13 protein-coding genes are annotated in these 16,963 nt (G+C 66.6%); 3 read left to right on the top strand and 10 right to left on the bottom strand.

The window, feature by feature from the left end:
* Positions 1 to 157: 157 nt before the first annotated feature.
* The 3 genes from AC5P76_RS08040 to AC5P76_RS08030 all read left to right on the top strand — a co-directional run bounded on the left by AC5P76_RS08040 (position 158) and on the right by AC5P76_RS08030 (position 5,980).
* Positions 158 to 3,151 (top strand): TonB-dependent receptor, encoded by a 2,994-nt coding sequence (locus AC5P76_RS08040; RefSeq protein ID WP_495222719.1) that lies wholly within the window; start codon positions 158 to 160, stop codon positions 3,149 to 3,151.
* 122 nt (positions 3,152 to 3,273) lie between these two features.
* Entirely contained in the window at positions 3,274 to 4,290 is a 1,017-nt protein-coding gene (locus AC5P76_RS08035; RefSeq protein ID WP_164151406.1) for a cupin-like domain-containing protein, read from the top strand.
* A 115-nt stretch (positions 4,291 to 4,405) separates the two neighbouring features.
* A complete protein-coding gene (locus AC5P76_RS08030; protein ID WP_459040648.1) occupies positions 4,406 to 5,980 on the top strand; it encodes a sensor domain-containing diguanylate cyclase in 1,575 nt (524 codons plus the stop codon).
* Between the two features lie 17 nt (positions 5,981 to 5,997).
* Here AC5P76_RS08030 and aceK read toward each other — a convergent pair whose 3' ends face one another.
* The 10 genes from aceK to AC5P76_RS07980 form a co-directional block, all read right to left on the bottom strand.
* Positions 5,998 to 7,728 (bottom strand): bifunctional isocitrate dehydrogenase kinase/phosphatase, encoded by a 1,731-nt coding sequence (gene aceK / locus AC5P76_RS08025; RefSeq protein ID WP_053515635.1) that lies wholly within the window; start codon positions 7,726 to 7,728, stop codon positions 5,998 to 6,000.
* A 92-nt stretch (positions 7,729 to 7,820) separates the two neighbouring features.
* Positions 7,821 to 8,180 carry a hypothetical protein gene (locus tag AC5P76_RS08020; RefSeq protein ID WP_074900004.1) on the bottom strand — a complete coding sequence of 120 codons (360 nt, stop codon included), beginning with the start codon at positions 8,178 to 8,180 and terminating at the stop codon, positions 7,821 to 7,823.
* Positions 8,181 to 8,233: 53 nt separating this feature from the next.
* Positions 8,234 to 8,650, bottom strand: coding sequence for a roadblock/LC7 domain-containing protein (locus AC5P76_RS08015; RefSeq protein ID WP_053515632.1), 417 nt, complete (start codon positions 8,648 to 8,650; stop codon positions 8,234 to 8,236).
* Entirely contained in the window at positions 8,643 to 9,191 is a 549-nt protein-coding gene (locus tag AC5P76_RS08010; protein WP_065174394.1) for a GTP-binding protein, read from the bottom strand. The genes AC5P76_RS08015 and AC5P76_RS08010 overlap by 8 nt, the downstream gene beginning before the upstream one ends.
* Positions 9,184 to 10,149, bottom strand: a complete 966-nt coding sequence (locus AC5P76_RS08005; RefSeq protein WP_445394058.1) for a hypothetical protein — start codon at positions 10,147 to 10,149, stop codon at positions 9,184 to 9,186. Before AC5P76_RS08005 ends, AC5P76_RS08010 begins: the two co-directional genes overlap by 8 nt.
* A gap of 308 nt (positions 10,150 to 10,457) precedes the next feature.
* The gene (locus tag AC5P76_RS08000) at positions 10,458 to 12,680 is read right to left on the bottom strand and encodes an NADP-dependent isocitrate dehydrogenase (RefSeq protein ID WP_065174392.1); all 2,223 of its coding nucleotides are present in this window, start codon (positions 12,678 to 12,680) and stop codon (positions 10,458 to 10,460) included.
* 296 nt (positions 12,681 to 12,976) lie between these two features.
* Positions 12,977 to 13,483, bottom strand: a complete 507-nt coding sequence (locus AC5P76_RS07995; protein ID WP_053515624.1) for a hypothetical protein — start codon at positions 13,481 to 13,483, stop codon at positions 12,977 to 12,979.
* 47 nt (positions 13,484 to 13,530) lie between these two features.
* Complete coding sequence (locus AC5P76_RS07990; protein WP_053515622.1) at positions 13,531 to 13,824, bottom strand: LysM peptidoglycan-binding domain-containing protein; 294 nt, start codon at positions 13,822 to 13,824, stop codon at positions 13,531 to 13,533.
* 288 nt (positions 13,825 to 14,112) lie between these two features.
* Positions 14,113 to 14,931 carry an NADPH-dependent 7-cyano-7-deazaguanine reductase QueF gene (gene queF, locus AC5P76_RS07985; protein WP_065181541.1) on the bottom strand — a complete coding sequence of 273 codons (819 nt, stop codon included), beginning with the start codon at positions 14,929 to 14,931 and terminating at the stop codon, positions 14,113 to 14,115.
* 541 nt (positions 14,932 to 15,472) lie between these two features.
* Positions 15,473 to 16,792, bottom strand: a complete 1,320-nt coding sequence (locus AC5P76_RS07980; protein WP_053515620.1) for a M20 family metallopeptidase — start codon at positions 16,790 to 16,792, stop codon at positions 15,473 to 15,475.
* Positions 16,793 to 16,963: the final 171 nt, after the last annotated feature.

Raw genomic sequence — 16,963 nt, 5'->3', positions numbered from 1 at the left:
GATTTCACAGCGCACCTTGCGACCGCCGACGCGGCGCACTTCATGGCAGTTTGTTGACAACGCTGTCAAGCGTCGCTCCAATCCGGGCCACATGCAGTAGTCCGTGATTGAACGAAGCAGGATCGCCATTACCGAATTCCCTGGGGAGGGAGCTTCCATGAAGACGTACAAGGCAGTACCTCGCAAGACGATGCTCACTTCCGCGCTGCTGGCTGCGCTGGCCGCCCCGGCATGGGCACAGGACGCACCCGCCACCAACGAACAAGTCGATCCGACCACGCTCGATGCGGTGCAGGTCACCGGTATCCGCGGCAGCCTGACCTCATCGATGAACCTCAAGCGCGACAGCCAGGGCGTGGTTGACGGCATCGTCGCCGAGGACATCGGCAAGTTCCCGGACACCAACCTGGCCGAATCATTGCAGCGCATCAGCGGCGTTTCCATCGACCGCACCTCCAGCGGCGAAGGGTCCAAGGTGACCGTGCGCGGCATTGGTCCGGACTACAACCTGGTGCTGCTGAACGGGCGGCAGATGCCGGCGTCGAATCTGGGCAACGGCGGCGGCGGCCTGTCCGGCTCGCGCTCGTTCGACTTCGCCAACCTCGCTTCCGAGTCGATCTCTGCGGTGGAGGTATACAAGACCAGCCGCGCCGACAATCCTGCCGGTGGCATCGGTGCCACCATCAACATCAAGACGCTGCGGCCGCTGGAGTCCGAGCCGGTGATCAGCCTTGGTCTGAAGGCGGTCAACGATTCGTCCAACGACAACCTGCCGCGGACCCTGCGCGGCTCCAACGTCACCGGCGAGCTCTCGGGCATCTTCAGCCAGCGCTACGCCGACGATCGCTTCGGCGTGACGTTCAGCGCCAGCCACCAGGAACGTGATTCCGGCTTCAACCAGGCCACCGTGGCCGAGGGCTGGGCCACGTTCAAGGGCGACGAGAGCGCGGACTGGCGGGCACTGCCGCTGCCGGGCCAGGGGTATTCCGACCGCATCACCAACCGCCCCGGCCCCGACGACGTCTACGCACGTCCGCAGAACACCGCCTACAACGTCAATGGCGTGCAGCGGCAGCGCACCAACGCGCAGGCGACGTTCCAGTGGAAGCCGGCCGACAATGTCACCACCACGCTGGACTACACCTATGTCGAGAACAAGGTGCAGCAGCAGCGCAGCGAGCTGTCGGTCTGGTTCAACTATGGTCCGGGCGACAGCATCTGGACCAACGGCCCGGTGTCCGCGCCGATCATCTACAGCGAGGACATGACCAATTCGGACGTGTCGATGGGCGGCGCCAAACTGGCCACCAAGACCGACATGCACTCGCTGGGCTTCAACGTCGACTGGGAAGTGAACGACGCGCTGGACCTGTCCTTCGATGTGCACAACGCCGAGTCGGAATCGCGGCCGGACAGTCCCTATGGCTCGGCGGGCGTGCTCGGCGTGGCCGCCTTCGTGCGTGGCACCACCACCGTCGACTACAGCGGCGACCTGCCGATCATCAACATCGCACTGCCGCCGGGCGGCGTGCAGGCCTCCGACGCACTGGTCACCGGCTCGGTGTTCCAGAACAGCTACAACAAGTCCAAGGTGCAGCAGTATCAGGGCCGCGGCACGTTCCGCTTCGCCGACTACTCGGCGCTGGACTTCGGCGTGGGCCACACCCAGGTGGAGAACCGCTCTGCCTCGGCCATCATGCAGCGCAACAGCTGGGGCGGTCTGGGCTCTCCGGCCGACTACGCCGATGACATCTGGTACGCCGACAACATGGGCAAGTACTTCAAGGCATTCTCCGGCCACAACGATCCGCGCCTGACCGGCCAGTTCCTGGTGTTCGACTTCGACCGCCTGATCGATCGCGCGGCCCAGGTCGGCACCGATTCCGATCCGGCCTGCCCGAGCTGCTACTACGCACCGACGGAATACTCCGAGGACATCCGCACCACCGAGAAGTCGAAGAGTGCCTACCTGCAGTACCGCGCCACGTTGGATTGGTCGATGCCACTGCACGTGGCCGTCGGCGCGCGCTACGAGCAGACCGAGGTGGAGTCGAATGCGCTGGTGCGCGTACCGACCGGCATCAGCTGGAGTTCGGCCAACGAGTTCAACATCGACTACGCCGCCGATCGCGGCTTCGTCGGTGGCAAGGGCAAGTACGACTACGTGCTGCCGAACGTTGATCTGAAACTGGACCTGGCCGAGACGCTGGCGCTGCGCGGCAGCTACAGCCGCACCCTGGGCCGGCCGAGCTGGACGCAGATCCAGAGCGGTCAGTCGCTGGCCGACATCGTGCGCACCCAGGGCGGCACCGGCACCCGCGGCAATCCGGGTCTGGAGCCGCTGATCTCGGACAACTTCGATCTGTCGCTGGAGTGGTACTACGGCGAGGCCAGCTATGCCTCCGTGGGCTTCTTCCGCAAGAACATCAAGAACTTCATCAGCGATACCATCGTGCGCGAGAACGCCGGCACCCTGCATACGCCGGTCGGTGGCGCGTACTGGAACGAGGCACTGGCATCGGGCTGCGGCACCACCGACATGCCCTGCATCCGCGACTACATCTTCACCAACCATGCCGGGGATCCCGGCGTGACCTATACCGGGCGCAATTCGGCCGGGCAGATGACCGGCACCATCGTCGGCCAGCCCAACGACCCGGTGGCCGGTTTCGACATCACGGTACCGGCCAACCAGCACTCGGATCACCTCGACGGCTGGGAAGTGGCGGTGCAGCACCTGTTCGGCCAGTCCGGCTTCGGCGTGGCCGCGAACTACACCAAGGTGAAGTCGGGGCTGACGTTCAACAACCTCAGCCTGGGCGACCAGTACCCGATGATCGGCCTGAGCGATTCGGCCAACGTGGTCGCGTTCTACGACAAGAACGCCTGGCAGATCCGCGCGGCCTACAACTGGCGCGACAAGTTCCTAAACGGCATCGGTGGCCAGGGCCCGAACCCGAACTACACTGCCGCGTACGGTCAGCTCGATCTCAACATCAGCTACGCGGTCAGCGAACAGCTGACGCTGAGCCTGGAAGCAATCAACCTGACCGACGAGACCATGCGCACCTATTCGCGGCACACCAACATGCTGCGTTATGCCACCCAGACCGGTCCGCGCTACATGTTCGGCGTCCGCTACAAGTTCTGACCGGCGCCGGAGGCCTCGTGGGCCGGGTTCATGCCCGGCCCACGCCGCACGGGTGCATGATGTGCGGACCCAAGGCCGCCGGGCACGGGCCCGGCCCTCCATCACGCCCAGGATGTCCACGCATGCTGCCCCACCCCCGACCCATCGATGAAGTGCGGGACCTGGACCCGGATGAGCTGCCGGCCCGGCTGCACACCTGGACCACGCCGAAGGTGATCCGCGGGCTGGTCGCGCACTGGCCCCTGGTCGCGGCCGCGCGCCGCTCGCCTGCGGAGGCGGTTGCGCACCTGGCCGCGTTCGACCACGGGCAGATGCCGGTGACCGCGACCACGGCAGCACCCGACGCCGGCGGCCGGCTGTTCTACAACGCGGACATGAGCGGCTTCAACTTCCGCCGCGAGCAGGTACCGTTGAAAGTGGTGCTGGCCACGCTGCTGAAGTACGCCACCGATCCGGCGCCGCCATCGATCTACGTGGCATCGACGACGCTGGACAGCTTCCTGCCCGGCTTCACCCGGGCCAATCCGCTGCAGCTGGGCGTGGACGAACCTCTCAGCAGCATCTGGATCGGCAACCGCTCGCGCATTGCCGCCCATCAGGACGTACCGGACAACCTGGCATGCGTGGCGGCCGGGCGCCGCCGGGTGACGCTGTTCCCACCGGACCAGATCGACAACCTGTACATCGGCCCGCTCGATTTCACTCCCGCAGGGCAGGCGATCAGCCTGGTCGATTTCCACGCACCTGACCTTGATCGCTTTCCGCGCTTCCCGCAGGCGCTGCAGCAGGCGCTGGTGGCCGAACTTGAACCGGGCGATGCGGTCTTCATCCCTTCACTGTGGTGGCACCACATGGAAGGTCTGGAAACATTCAATGTGCTGGTCAACACCTGGTGGCGGCCGGTGCCGGCCTGGATGGACTCGCCGATGAATGCCCTGATGCTGTCGATCCTGGCCCTGCGCGGATTGCCCGCGGCACAGCGCGCGCAGTGGCGCGCGATGTTCGACCACTATGTGTTCGCCGACAGCGAGGCAGCGACCGCACACATCCCGATGCAGGCGCAGGGTGTGCTGGGAACGCTCGACGCAGCGGCGGCCGCGCACGTGCGCCAGACCCTGCTGCGCCGCCTGCAGCGCTGAGGCCGCCGGTCGCGCCGGGCTTCACCCGCGCCGACGCCGTTTCTGGCGATAATGCTGCCTGCATTCCGCCTGCGCCTGCCCGCATTGCGGTCCCCCCCGCCCCATCCTGCTCCGCATGCGCCTGATTTCGCCCCGCCTCAACCTGGGCAAGCTGATCCTGGCCCTCGCCCTGCTCAGCGCCATCATCGCCCTGGCCAATACACTGCTGGCCAGCTACCGCGTGCAACGCGACCAGCTGGTCGGCAACACGCTGGAGGCCAACCGCGTCTATGCCAGCAAGCTGGCCGAGACGACCCAGAACTTCCTGCTGTCCGCCCAGCAGCAGTTGGCCTACAGCGCGACCCGGCTGGGCGAGGCGGACATGGATCCGCGCCAGGCGCAGGGCGAAGCCAGCCGCCTGCAGCTGCAGTCGAGCAGCTTCAACTCCTCGCTGGTCGTGGATGCCGATGGCCTGGTGATCGCCACCTCGCCCCAGACGCTGCAGCTCCAGGGCGAGATCCTGCACAGCGCGGGCAACAATGCGGCACTGGCCTCCCGTCAGCCGATGATCAGCGATCCCTACCAGTCGGCCACCGGCAAGCTGCTGGTCTCACTGTCGCATCCGATTTTCGACGGCCAGGGCCGGTACCGCGGCTATATCAGCGGCACCCTGTACCTGCGCCAGCGCAGCGCGCTGCATACGCTGCTGGGTACGCATTACTATCGCGACGGCTCGTATCTGTATGTGGTCGACCGCCATGGCCGCCTGCTGTACCACGTCGAAGGCAAGCGGGTGGGCGACTATGTGGTCGGCAATCCGGCGGTGACGGCGGTGATCCACGGCGAGCGGGGAGCACAGCAGGTACGCAACAACCGCGGTGTATCGATGCTGGCCGGCTATGCCCCGGTCGCTGTCACCGGTTGGGGCATCGTCGCCCAGCGGCCCACCGAAGCCACCCTGCAGCCACTGTCGCGGCTGATGTCGGCGGTGATCTGGAACGCGATCCCGCTGGGTGTGTTGTCACTGGTGATCACCTGGTGGTTCGCCCGGCGCATTTCGCTGCCGCTGTGGCAGCTGGCGCGCAACGTGCAGGCCGGCGAGGACACCGGCAACGCGATCAGCCATGTCAACGGCATCCGCGCCTGGTACTTCGAGGTTGCCCAGCTCAAGCATGCGGTGCTGCACAGTTTCAACGCACTGCAGGACCGGATCGGCACGCTCAACCGCGCCAGCCGCACCGATCCGATGACCGGTCTGTTGAATCGTCGCGGGCTGCAGCATGCGCTGGATGCGCTGCAGGCGCAGGGCATTCCCTTCGCGATCCTGGCGCTGGACATCGATCGCTTCAAATCGATCAACGACGGCCATGGGCATGACGTCGGTGATGCCGTCATCGTCCATATCGCCGAGCAGATGCGCCGCCACTCGCGCGAGAGCGATCTGTTGTGCCGCGCTGGCGGCGAGGAGTTCCTGCTGCTGTTGCCGGGTATCGGTACCGAGCCTGCGCGCCAGGCCGCCGAGCGCCTGCGCCAGCACATCGCCGATCACCCCTTCGCACCGGTTGGCACGATCACGGTGTCGCTGGGCGTGGCCCATTTCCCCAGCTTCCATGCCGATGCCGAGCAGGCCCTGCGCCTGGCCGACAAGGCCCTGTACCTGGCCAAGGAACAGGGGCGCAACCGGGTAATCGTCTACCCCCACGCAGACTGAAGCGCAGGCGCGCGGGGCTACGCCAGCCGGTGGCTGGCGGCATAGGGCGGCGTGTCCGGATAGTCGCCACTGGCGAAGCGGGCCTGCAGGGCCTGCCACCAGCCGGGATCGAACAGGTGCCGATAGTGCTCACGCACGGCCGCCAGTTCGCCGGCCGGCAATCCCATGAAGGGGCCGAAGCGTTCGGGGAACACATCGCGCGGGCCAACGTGGAACCAGGGCTCGTCGGCCATCGCCTCTTCCGGCGAGCTCGGCTGCGGCCAGGCACGGAACACACAGTCGCTGACCAGGCACAGTTCGTCGTAATCGTAGAACACCGCGCGGCCGTGACGTGAAACACCGAAATTCTTCGGCAGCATGTCACCGGGGAAAATGTTGTTGCGCGCCATGTCGGTGATTGCCTGCGCGTAGTCGAGCACCGCAGCGCGCACCGGCTCTGCGCCCTGCTCGCGCAGGTACAGGTTCAACGGGCGGAAACGGCGCTGCACGTAGCACAGCGCCACTTCCACTTCGTCGCCATCGACGCGGATGCTCTGCGCGCACTGGCCCAGCAGTTCGTCAAGCAGCGCCGGCGCAAAGCGGTCGCGCGGGAAGCGCAGGTGCCGATAGGGTTGCGCGTCCAGCAGGCGGCCGACACGGTCCAGGTTGAACACCAGCGCGTACTTCTCTTCCACCTGCTGCCGTGACATCGCCTTCGGCCAGGCGAAACGATCGCGGATGAGTTTGAACACGAGCGGGTAACTGGGCAGGGTGAACACGGCCATGACCATGCCGGGGGTGCCTTCGGCGTGGACCAGGCGCTCGTGTGGATGTTCATTGAAATGGCGGAAGAAGGTGCGGTAGCGCTCGGTCTTGCCCTGCTTGGCACGGCCCAGCACGGTGTAGATTTCGTCGATCGGCTTGCCCGGCAGCAGGCTGCGCAGGAACACCACGGCGTCGCCGACGGTGGCCAGGTCGGCCTGGAAATAGCTGCGCGACACGCCGAACAGGTGGGCGACATCGCGGCGACGGGTCAGCACTGCATCGGCACGCAGGCCCTGTTCGTCGTTGACCAGCGCGATCACGCAGGGCGAGAAGCGATGCTCGCCGAAGACGCGCCCTACCAGATAGGCGCGACGCTCGCGGTAGAACACGGTATCCAGCAGTTCGATGCTGCGTACCGGCGTATCGCCCCAGTGCGCAAGATCATCCTGCAACCGTACGGCGATGGCGGCGGCACAGCGCAGCTGGTGCGCATAGGGAACATCGAAGCGATAGTCAGCCAGCACCCGCTGCAGCGCCTCCACCGGGCGCGTCGGCGAGACCGCATAGGTGTGGCGGGCGACCGGATGGGTGATCGCATCGGACGGCTCGACATCGAAGGCGATGAACTCCACCGCCGGGTCCACGCCGCGAGTGGCGAACAACCGCCGCGACAGCGTGTTGTAGAACGTCTTGTACAGCTCGGCGTCGATCAACCCCTGCAGCAGGGCGCTGTAGGCGCCGTGCACCTGCAACCACAGCGAGCGCTCGCCGATCGCCTCGCCGGCAAGCCTGCGCAGTGCGTCCATCTGCTCGGCGATGCACAGGTCGTACAGGGCGATGCGCTCGACGGCGTCCTGGCGGGCACCGTTCCAGTCGCGCTGCTCGAAGCGCTGCCGCGCGCGGGCGGTGATCGCCGCGAAGCGGGCATGGTACTGCTCGAATCCATCGCGGATGGCGCCTGCGATGCGCGGCGCCAGCTCGGCAGCGATGTCAGGCGTGGACATGCAGGGCTCACCGGGGAAGATGGCTCAACCATACGCCGGCGTGGGGTGGAATGGGTAGAGCCGGGCCATGCCCGGCTCCAACAGGCATCGGCTCAGATGGCCAGCTCGGCCTCCACTTCCTGCACCTTGCGCCGGGCCAATGCCAGATTGGATTTGCTACGGTCCAGCACGATGTAGAAGAACAGGCCCTTCTTCCTGGCCACCGGGCGCATGATGTGGTACGCCCTGCCCAGCGAGATCAGGATGTCCTCGATGCTGTCGTTGAGGTTGAGCGACGCTGCGGTTTTCATCTTCGCGCGGATCACTTCGGTGTTGCCGGCTGCCGCCACTTCCATGTCCATCCCCGCACCGGCTTCGCCCAGCAGCATGCCGCTTTCATAGTCGACCAGCGCCACGGCCTGCGCGCCATCGATACCCATCAGTGCATTCAACGATTCATTCAATCCAGACACGTTGCACCCCTTGTCGGTGTAGGTTCGAGCCCCTCGTTCCCCTGCGGCCGGGCTCACGGTCCGCCGAGTTCGGCCAGGATCGCCTGGCCACATTCCCTGCTCTGCCACAGCACCTGGCCGATCACGCTGCGCTGGTCGCAGGCTGCCATCAGCAGCAGCGGCACACGCCCTTCACCGTGAATGGCCAGCATCAGCACCTTGCCGCCCGCGGCTTCCAGCATCAGCGTCTGCAGGTCTCCCAGGACCAGCTCGCGCCCTACCGCTGCCGCCAGCGCCAGCATTGCGCTGGTCATCGCGGCCAGGCGTTCACCACGCCCTTCGGCACCGGCGCTGACCAGCGCGAAGCCATCGACACTGGCCAGCACCACGGTGCGCACCCCTTCCACCCGGTGCTGCAGGTCCTGCAGCAACGGCTGCAGGCGTTCGCGCTGGCGCGCATCGGGCAGCAGTGCGGCCTGTCCGTCAGCCATGCGCGGTCACCAGCGCGTACGCTTCGATCTCGCTCATCAGCACATCCATCAGCAACAGCCCCTGTTCGCGGTCGCGCGCATCCAGCGGCAGCAGCGGCAGCGGTTGGCCGTCGATCTGCGCATGTGCTGCCCAGTGTTCCATCGCGGCCGCCGGTGCCTGGTCCAGATGGGTCACCGCCACCACCAGTGCCAGCGCCGGTCCGAACGGCCGCAGCACCTGCAGGTAGCCGTCCAGTTCGGCAGCCACGCCGGCACGTCGGCCATCCAGCAGCAGCACCGCGCCGCGCGCGCCCTGCAGCAGGATCGGCCACAGGAAATCAAAACGTTGCTGACCCGGCGTACCGTACAGGCGGAGACGCTCGCCATTGGGCAGATCGATGTCGGCGTAGTCGAGCGCCACCGTGGTCGATGCCTTGTCGGCGCCAAGCCGATCGCTGTTGGCGACGTCGGTGTCCACCACCGTGCCGGCGGCGATGCTGCGCACCAGCGTCGACTTGCCGCTGCCCATGCCACCCAGCACGACCACCTTGTGCTCACGCATTGCGTTCGCTCCCGCGCAGGTGGCGCCACAGCCGGGCCAATAGCCCGCTGTCGTTGCCCGTGCCGCGCATGACCGTCACCGTCGCCGCAGGCGCCGGTTGCAGCTGCGCATAGCCACACAGATAAGCGGCGTGCACGAAATCGCGTACTGCAGCCTGCGGAAGGTCGAGCAGCACGGCACACTCGTCCACCGTACAGGCGCGCTTGAGCAGCAGCGAGCACAGGCGGAAGCCATCGTGATCGTGGCCCAGTACGCGGAAGTCAGGCCAGCGCAGCAGTTTCACCGAGGCGACGCGCAGGCGCTCGTCCAGGGCCTGCCAATGCGGGCTGCGCTGCGCCCACTGCCACAGCAACGGGCGCAATGGCTGCCGGGTGCGATCTGCCGCCTGGGCCTGCAGCTGCGCTGCTGTCAGCGCATCGAGCCAGAGCTGTTCGAACCCCCGCGCAAGGCGTTCGACCAATGCCACGACGGGCTCGTGCAGTGCGATGGCCTGGTCCTGCTCCAGGTCCAGCAGCAGCAGGGGCGCAGCGGCATCCCCCAGCAGCGCGTATCCCTGCCGCAGTGGCAAGCGCTCGCGCAGCAGGCGGGTGATCGCGTGTGCACCATCGGCCAGGCGGATCGGCGCGGGCACGTGTGGAATTACGGGTTCCGGTGGGCGCTGCATGCCACGCAGTGCGCGGCCGATCGCGCCGTCATCGAGCACACGCTGCTGGCCATCGCCGTCGCGCAGCTGGCCACCGGGATCTTCGATCCAGCACTGCAGGCGGGGCCGCTGCTGGCGCATGCGCAGGGCCGCGCTGCGCAATGCGGGTGTATCGCGGATGACCAGCAGATCACAGTCGTCCAGATCCTGGCTGCGGCGGATCTGGCCGTCAGGCAGGGCCGAAGCGATGCGCAGGCGCCTGAGCAGGGCCTGCTCTCCCTGGATATCGGCTCCCACTACCAGCACGCGTGCCATCCGTGTTCCCCGTGCGATCGCCTCCCCGGCGATCTCGCGTCGCCAAGGCTAGGTCATCGCCCTCGGCGTCCGTCGTGATCGACCGCTCAGATTGACAGTGCCCGCGCGTACGCACGCATCGGTTCTGCGACGGCCATCGCGGGCAAGTTTCATGCCGTATTGACGGCATTCCGACAGCTGACGGAAGTCACGTTTTCATCGCTTGGGGTCAGATCCCTTTTGCATGGCAAAAGGGGATCTGACCCCGGAGCCAAAAAGAAACCCGCGCCGAAGCGCGGGTTCCGGGGTCACGACCGAAAGGCGATGGATCAACCGCGCAGCTGCTCCAGCGCGGCGTTGAAGGTCGCGCTCGGGCGCATCGCCTTGCTGGCCTTTTCCACGTCCGGGCGGTAGTAGCCGCCGATGTCCACGGCCTTGCCCTGCACTGCGATCAGCTCTTCGACGATCTTCTGCTCGTTGTCGGTCAGGGCCTTGGCCAGCGGGGCGAAGCGTGCCTTCAGTGCGGCATCCTCGTCCTGCGCGGCCAGGGCCTGCGCCCAGTACAGCGCGATGTAGAAGTGGCTGCCACGGTTGTCGATGCCACCGAGCTTGCGCGAAGGCGACTTGTCGTTGTCCAGGAACTGGCCGTTGGCTTCGTCCAGCGCCTTGGCCAGTACACGGGCTGCTGCATTGTCGTAGCGGTTGCCCAGATGCTCCAGCGACGCTGCCAGCGCCAGGAACTCACCCAGCGAATCCCAACGCAGGTAGTCCTCTTCAACGAACTGCTGTACATGCTTGGGAGCCGAGCCGCCGGCACCGGTCTCGAACAGGCCACCACCGGCCATCAACGGCACGATCGACAGCATCTTGGCGCTGGTGCCCAGCTCCATGATCGGGAACAGGTCGGTCAGGTAGTCACGCAGCACGTTGCCGGTCACCGAGATGGTGTCTTCGCCCTTGCGGATGCGGGCCAGCGAGAACGCGGTGGCTTCCACCGGCGGCAGGATGCGGATGTCCAGGCCGGCGGTGTCGTGGTTCTTCAGGTACTGCTCGACCTTGGCAATGACCTGCGCGTCATGGGCGCGGGCAGCGTCCAGCCAGAACACGGCGGGGGTGCTGCTGAGGCGCGCGCGCTCGACCGCCAGCTTGACCCAGTCCTGGATCGGGGCGTCCTTGGTCTGGCACATGCGCCAGATGTCACCGGCCTCCACCGCGTGCTCGAACACCACGCTGCCCGCGTCATCGGTGACCTTGACCACGCCGTCGGCGGCGATCTGGAAGGTCTTGTCGTGCGAGCCGTACTCTTCGGCCTTCTGCGCCATCAGGCCGACGTTCGGCACCGAGCCCATGGTGGCCGGGTCGAAGGCGCCGTGCGCCTTGCAGTCGTCGATGACGGCCTGGTAGACGCCGGCATAGCAGCGGTCCGGGATGACCGCCTTGGTGTCCTGCAGCTTGCCTTCGGCATTCCACATCTTGCCGGAGTCGCGGATCATCGCCGGCATCGAGGCGTCGACGATCACGTCGCTCGGCACGTGCAGGTTGGTGATGCCCTTGTCCGAGTTGACCATCGCCAGGCCCGGGCGCTGCGCGTACTCGGCCTTCAGGTCGGCTTCGATGGCGGCGCGGGTGGCCTCCGGCAGCGACGGCAGGCGCGCGACCAGGTCTCCGATGCCGTTGTTGGCATCGAAACCGGCCTGCCGGATGGCGTCGGCGTGCTTGGCCAGCACGTCCTTGTAGAACTCTTCCACGACCACGCCGAACATGATCGGGTCGGAGACCTTCATCATGGTCGCCTTCAGGTGCAGCGAGAACAGCACGCCCTGGCTCTTGGCATCGGCGATCTGCGCGTCGATGAAGGCAGCCAGCGCCTTGCGGCTCATCACGGCGGCATCAACGATCTCACCGGCCTTGACCGCGGTCTTTTCCTTCAGCACGACGGTGCTGCCGTCATTGCCATGGAAGGTGATCTTCAGGGTGCCGGCGTTGGCGAGGGTTGCCGACTTTTCGCTGCCATAGAAGTCGCCCGCGTCCATGTGCGAGACGTGCGACTTCGAATCGGCGGACCAGGCGCCCATGCGATGCGGATGCTTGCGGGCATAGTTCTTCACCGACAGCGGCGCGCGACGGTCGGAGTTGCCTTCGCGCAGCACGGGATTCACCGCGCTGCCCTTGACCTTGTCGTAGCGCGCCTTGTAGTCGCGCTGCTGGTCGTCGGCCGGCGTTTCCGGGTAATCCGGCAACGGATAGCCCTGGTCCTGCAGCTCCTTGATGGCCGCCTTCAGCTGCGGCACCGAGGCGGAGATGTTGGGCAGCTTGATGATGTTGGCGTCCGGCGTGGTCGCCAGCTGGCCCAGCTCGGCCAGGTCGTCACTGACCTTCTGCTCCTCACCCAGCAGTTCCGGGAACTGCGAAAGAATGCGCCCGGACAGCGAGATGTCGCGGGTTTCCACCACGATGCCAGCGGTGGCGGTGTAGGCATCGACGATCGGCAGCAGCGACTGGGTGGCCAGGAACGGGGCTTCGTCGGTCAGCGTGTAGAGAATCTTGGACATGGGGGACTTGGACTCTGTAGCAGTGCTCAGGGAAAGCCCGGCGGCAGCGCCGGACCACGTGCAACCGTGTCTCGCGCGGGGCCTGGCCCCACGCTTTCCCCCGTCGCCGTCAGGGTGGGCGCGCGGCGGGGAAACCCCTGCATTGTCGCGTTTTCAGCCGCGCGGGGCAAAGCCGCGCCATACGCGCCGGTACTGCAACGCAGTGATTCACCCGGCTGGGGGTGTCACGCAAAAAAAAAGACGCAGCCTCGCGGCTGCGTCCATCGTGAGCCCTGCCGGGAGAGAGTCGGCAGGACTTACTTGACCTCGAACTCCTGCGGCGTTCCGGCCGCCTTACCATCAACCATGACTTCGGCGCGGTACTTGCCGGCCGGCCAGCCATTGGCATTCTTGAAGGTGATGTTGGTGGTCTCGGCACCGCTGGTGTTCAGCGTGGCATTCTGCTCGCCGGCGACCTGACCGTCCTGGAAGGTCAGCTTGGCGCCGACGTTGACGTTGTTGGCAGCACCGTCTGTGCGGACCGACACGATCACATCGTCCTTCGGCGCGAACAGTGCTGCCGGAGCGACAGACTTGTCCGCTGCCGCCGTCTTGCCGACGGAGACGGAGGAGACGGCTACTGCCGCCTCAGACATCGGCGGCGGCGCGCCGGTCATCGGTGCCGGGGCCGTTTCGGCCGGGGCGGTGGCAGCGGGCGCTGCATTGCTGTCGGTCGACTCTTCCTTCTTCTTGCAACCCACCAGGGCGACGCTGCCCAACAGGGCGGTCAGCAGGGCGGTCTGGAGCGGCGTGGTCTTGATCATTCGGTGTTCCTCCCAGGATTGTCGGATGGCGTGCGGGCGCGGCCGGCTTACTTCGGTGGCAGTTTCAGGGTCTGGCCAGGGAAAATCTTGTCCGGGTCATCGAGCACGTCCCGGTTGGCTTCGAAGATCTTCTTCCAGGCATTGGCGTCGCCAAGATGCGCCTTGGCGATCTTCGACAGCGAGTCCCCCTTCTGCACGGTGTAGGTGCCGCCGCTGACCACCTCGGCGGTGCTGTCCACCGAGCCGCTGACGCCGGAGAAGTCCGCCTTCGGTGCCTGCTGGGCGGTACTGTCGACGCTGGCGCTGACGCCGGAGAAATCAGCTTTCTTCTCGGTACTCATCCACAACTCCCGTCTGCATGACTACGTGGTTCGCACGGTGCCATGGCGGTTGTTAAATGGGGATGGTGCAGATGTGAAGCCGCCCCCCGGGGGGGCTGAACAATCGGGAGATGGACACCCCCTGCCCGCTGCTCCACCGGTAGCGCCGGGCCATGCCCGGCGGCGGTGGCTGGGACCGCTGCGCTCGCCGGGCGTGGCCCGGCGCTACCCGCAACCGCCTGCGAGGGGTTGGTGGGCCCGCTGCGCTCGCCGGGCGTGGCCCGGCGCTACCGTAACCGCCTGCGGCGGTTACTGGCGCAGCTCGCGGTAGGTCGCGGCCGGGGCAGCAATGCCGGGGCTGGCGCGCCATGGATTGATGTCGAGGCCGCCGCGACGCGTGTAGCGCGCTTCCACTTCAAGCCATTGCGGCCGGCAGCGCGCGGAGACCTCGCTGAAGATCCGCTCCACGCACTGCTCGTGGAATTCCGCGTGCTCGCGGTAGCTCACCAGATAGCGTAGCAGGCCGGCCCGGTCGATCTTCGGCCCCCGATAGCGCAGGCTGACCGTGGCCCAGTCCGGCTGGCCGGTAACCGGGCAGTTGGATTTCAGCAGCGCGGAAACCAAGGTCTCCTCCACCGGCTGCGCAGCGTCGGCCGAGAGGAAGTCCGCCTGCGGGGGGCCGTAGCAGTCGATCTCCAGGTCCAGGCCGTCGATGGATTCGCCCAGCGGTACCGGGCGCAGTTCGGGCAGGCCGAACGCCACCTGCACGGGTGCGCCGGCACAGGCTGACAGATCGTCGACAAGACGCGCATGCAGTGCCTCGGCACTGTCGATGCGGGTGCTGTTGAGGGAATTCAGGTACAGCTTGAACGACTTCGATTCGATCAGGCACGGCGAGGTGCAGGGCACCTGCACGGTGGCGACGGCCACCTGCGGCTTGCCACGCGGGTCGAGCCAGCTCAGCTCGAACGCATGCCAGCGATCATGGCCGACGAACGGCAGCGCGGTGTCGTCGAGGCCGATCTCGGCGCGGGCGGCGCGGCGGGGGATGGGAAACAGCAGGCCGGGATCGTACTGCGACGGGTAACTGACCTCGCGACCGAGGCTGGAATCCTGGGGGGTGTTCATGGGGCCATTGTATCGCGACGGGGCCGGGCCTCCGGCCGGGCCGGCCAACGGCGGAGCCCCTCCGTGGTGGTTTTGTCGGTTGGTCGTGGAAGGCGGTCTATCGGCTTGGCCGGGTGGGTAGGCGGGTCGGGGGACGCCGTAAACCCGTCCTTGGGGGCTTGGCCGCGGCATCCATGCCGCGGACACCCCCGCCCCGCCTACCCACCCGGCCCCTGACAGTTCCCTGCACGCAGCCACCACCACGGGAAAGATCAGAAAAATCAAAATCAAAAGCCAATCCTTCAGACATTCCCGATGTCTGCCTGTGTCGACCAAGGTCGACACCTACCAGCAGCCGCGTGAACCTGTCGGGGGCGGGGCGGTGTGGGCCTGCAGGACCGTTGGCGCCATGGATGGCGCCATCGAGCCCCCATGGACGGGTTTACGGCGTGTCCTGCAGGCCCACACCGCCCCGCCCAACCAACAGAAATCCAGCACCGCTTTTGCCGTTGACGTTGCCGTTGCTTCAGGGGTGCAGGGCTGCAAGCCCTGCCGCAAAGCCTCACCCTGCCGGGGTGCCGGCACCATGCAGGTAGTCCAGGCTCACCTGCAGCAGTGCACGCAGTCCCACGTCCAGCGCCTTCTCATCCAGCAGGAACTTCGGCGAATGATTGGCCGGTGCCGTCGCCGGATCGATGCCAACGCTGGTGGAGCCGACGAAGAAGAACATGCCCGGCACCTCCTTGGCATACAGCGAGAAGTCCTCCGCGCCCATCTGCAGGGGCGGTTCGTACACGTTGTCCTTGCCCACCACCGCCTGCAGGCTCGGCAGCATGCGCGCCGTCAGCGCCGGATCGTTGACCGTGGCCGGGTTGCCCTCTGATTCGTAGATGTCGGTGACCGCCTTTGCCCCGTGCGCGGCCGCAGTGTGCTCGGCGACGTTGCGCAGGTCGGCGAAGATCTGCTGGCGCATGCCCTCGTCGAACGTGCGGATGGTGCCGACCATCTCCACCTCGTCCGGAATGATGTTGTAGCGGATGCCGCCGTTGATCGCACCGAAGGTGAGCACCGCCGGCTGCTTGGACAGATTCGCGCGACGGCTGACGATGGTCTGCGCGGTACCGACCAGATCGGCCGTGGCAACGATCGGGTCGACACCGTTCCACGGCGCGGAGCCATGCGTCTGGCGACCGATCACCTTGATGCCGAAGCGGTCCGAGGCGGCCATCAGCGGACCGCCACGCACGGCGATCTGACCGGCCTGCACGCTGGAGAACACATGCAGGCCGAACACGGCTTCCGGCTTGAAGTCGGCGAACAGGCCCTCCTTCAGCATCAGCGCGGCACCGCCTTCTTCCGGCGGCGGCGCGCCCTCCTCTGCCGGCTGGAAGATCAGCATGACCTGGCCCGGCAGGTCCTTCTTCATTGCCACCAGCGCCTCGGCCACACCCAGCAGGGTGGCGGTATGGGCATCATGGCCGCAGGCATGCATCACGCCCACCGTCTGCCCGCGGTACTGATCGGTCGCCTTCGAGGCGAACGGCAGGCCGGTCTGTTCGGTCACCGGCAGCGCGTCCATGTCGGCGCGCAGGGCGATCTTCGGACCCGGCCTGCCGCCTTCGATGATCGCCACCACGCCATGATGGGCAATGCCGGTCTTCGGCTTCAGGCCCATTGCGCGCAGGTGCTTGGCGACCTCGGCCGAGGTCCGTACTTCGCGGTTGGACAGCTCCGGATGCTGGTGGAAATCACGGCGCCACTCCACCACTTTGGCCTGCAGCCGCTGTGCGGCCGCGGTCACCTCGGGGCGCTGCCCGTCCTGGGCATGGGCAAGGGCCGGCAGGGCCAGGATCAGGGCGGACAGCAGCAACGAACGGCGCATTTCGGTACTCCACGGCAGGGTTCTGCACCTGAATGTAGGGCAACGCTGCCTTTACGGGAACCTCCACGGCCGGCACCGGTCCTAGCGCCCGTCCCATCCGTCATGCAGGAAACGTGATGTGGCACAGGTATGCTTTGCGCATTGCCCACCGGGCCCCGCCCGTCCAGCCCT

It is taken from the genome of Stenotrophomonas sp. YJH_SMC_36 (genome assembly GCF_059369935.1).
This window is presented reverse-complemented; position numbering and strand designations above follow the sequence as displayed.

Coding starts and splice junctions, on each gene's coding strand:
- AC5P76_RS08040 (WP_495222719.1), top strand. CDS start 158: ATGAAGACGTACAAGGCAGTACCTCGCAAGACGATGCTCACTTCCGCG.
- AC5P76_RS08035 (WP_164151406.1), top strand. CDS start 3,274: ATGCTGCCCCACCCCCGACCCATCGATGAAGTGCGGGACCTGGACCCG.
- AC5P76_RS08030 (WP_459040648.1), top strand. CDS start 4,406: ATGCGCCTGATTTCGCCCCGCCTCAACCTGGGCAAGCTGATCCTGGCC.
- aceK (WP_053515635.1), bottom strand. CDS start 7,728: ATGTCCACGCCTGACATCGCTGCCGAGCTGGCGCCGCGCATCGCAGGC.
- AC5P76_RS08015 (WP_053515632.1), bottom strand. CDS start 8,650: ATGGCTGACGGACAGGCCGCACTGCTGCCCGATGCGCGCCAGCGCGAA.
- AC5P76_RS08010 (WP_065174394.1), bottom strand. CDS start 9,191: ATGCGTGAGCACAAGGTGGTCGTGCTGGGTGGCATGGGCAGCGGCAAG.
- AC5P76_RS08005 (WP_445394058.1), bottom strand. CDS start 10,149: ATGGCACGCGTGCTGGTAGTGGGAGCCGATATCCAGGGAGAGCAGGCC.
- AC5P76_RS08000 (WP_065174392.1), bottom strand. CDS start 12,680: ATGTCCAAGATTCTCTACACGCTGACCGACGAAGCCCCGTTCCTGGCC.
- AC5P76_RS07995 (WP_053515624.1), bottom strand. CDS start 13,483: ATGATCAAGACCACGCCGCTCCAGACCGCCCTGCTGACCGCCCTGTTG.
- AC5P76_RS07990 (WP_053515622.1), bottom strand. CDS start 13,824: ATGAGTACCGAGAAGAAAGCTGATTTCTCCGGCGTCAGCGCCAGCGTC.
- queF (WP_065181541.1), bottom strand. CDS start 14,931: ATGAACACCCCCCAGGATTCCAGCCTCGGTCGCGAGGTCAGTTACCCG.
- AC5P76_RS07980 (WP_053515620.1), bottom strand. CDS start 16,792: ATGCGCCGTTCGTTGCTGCTGTCCGCCCTGATCCTGGCCCTGCCGGCC.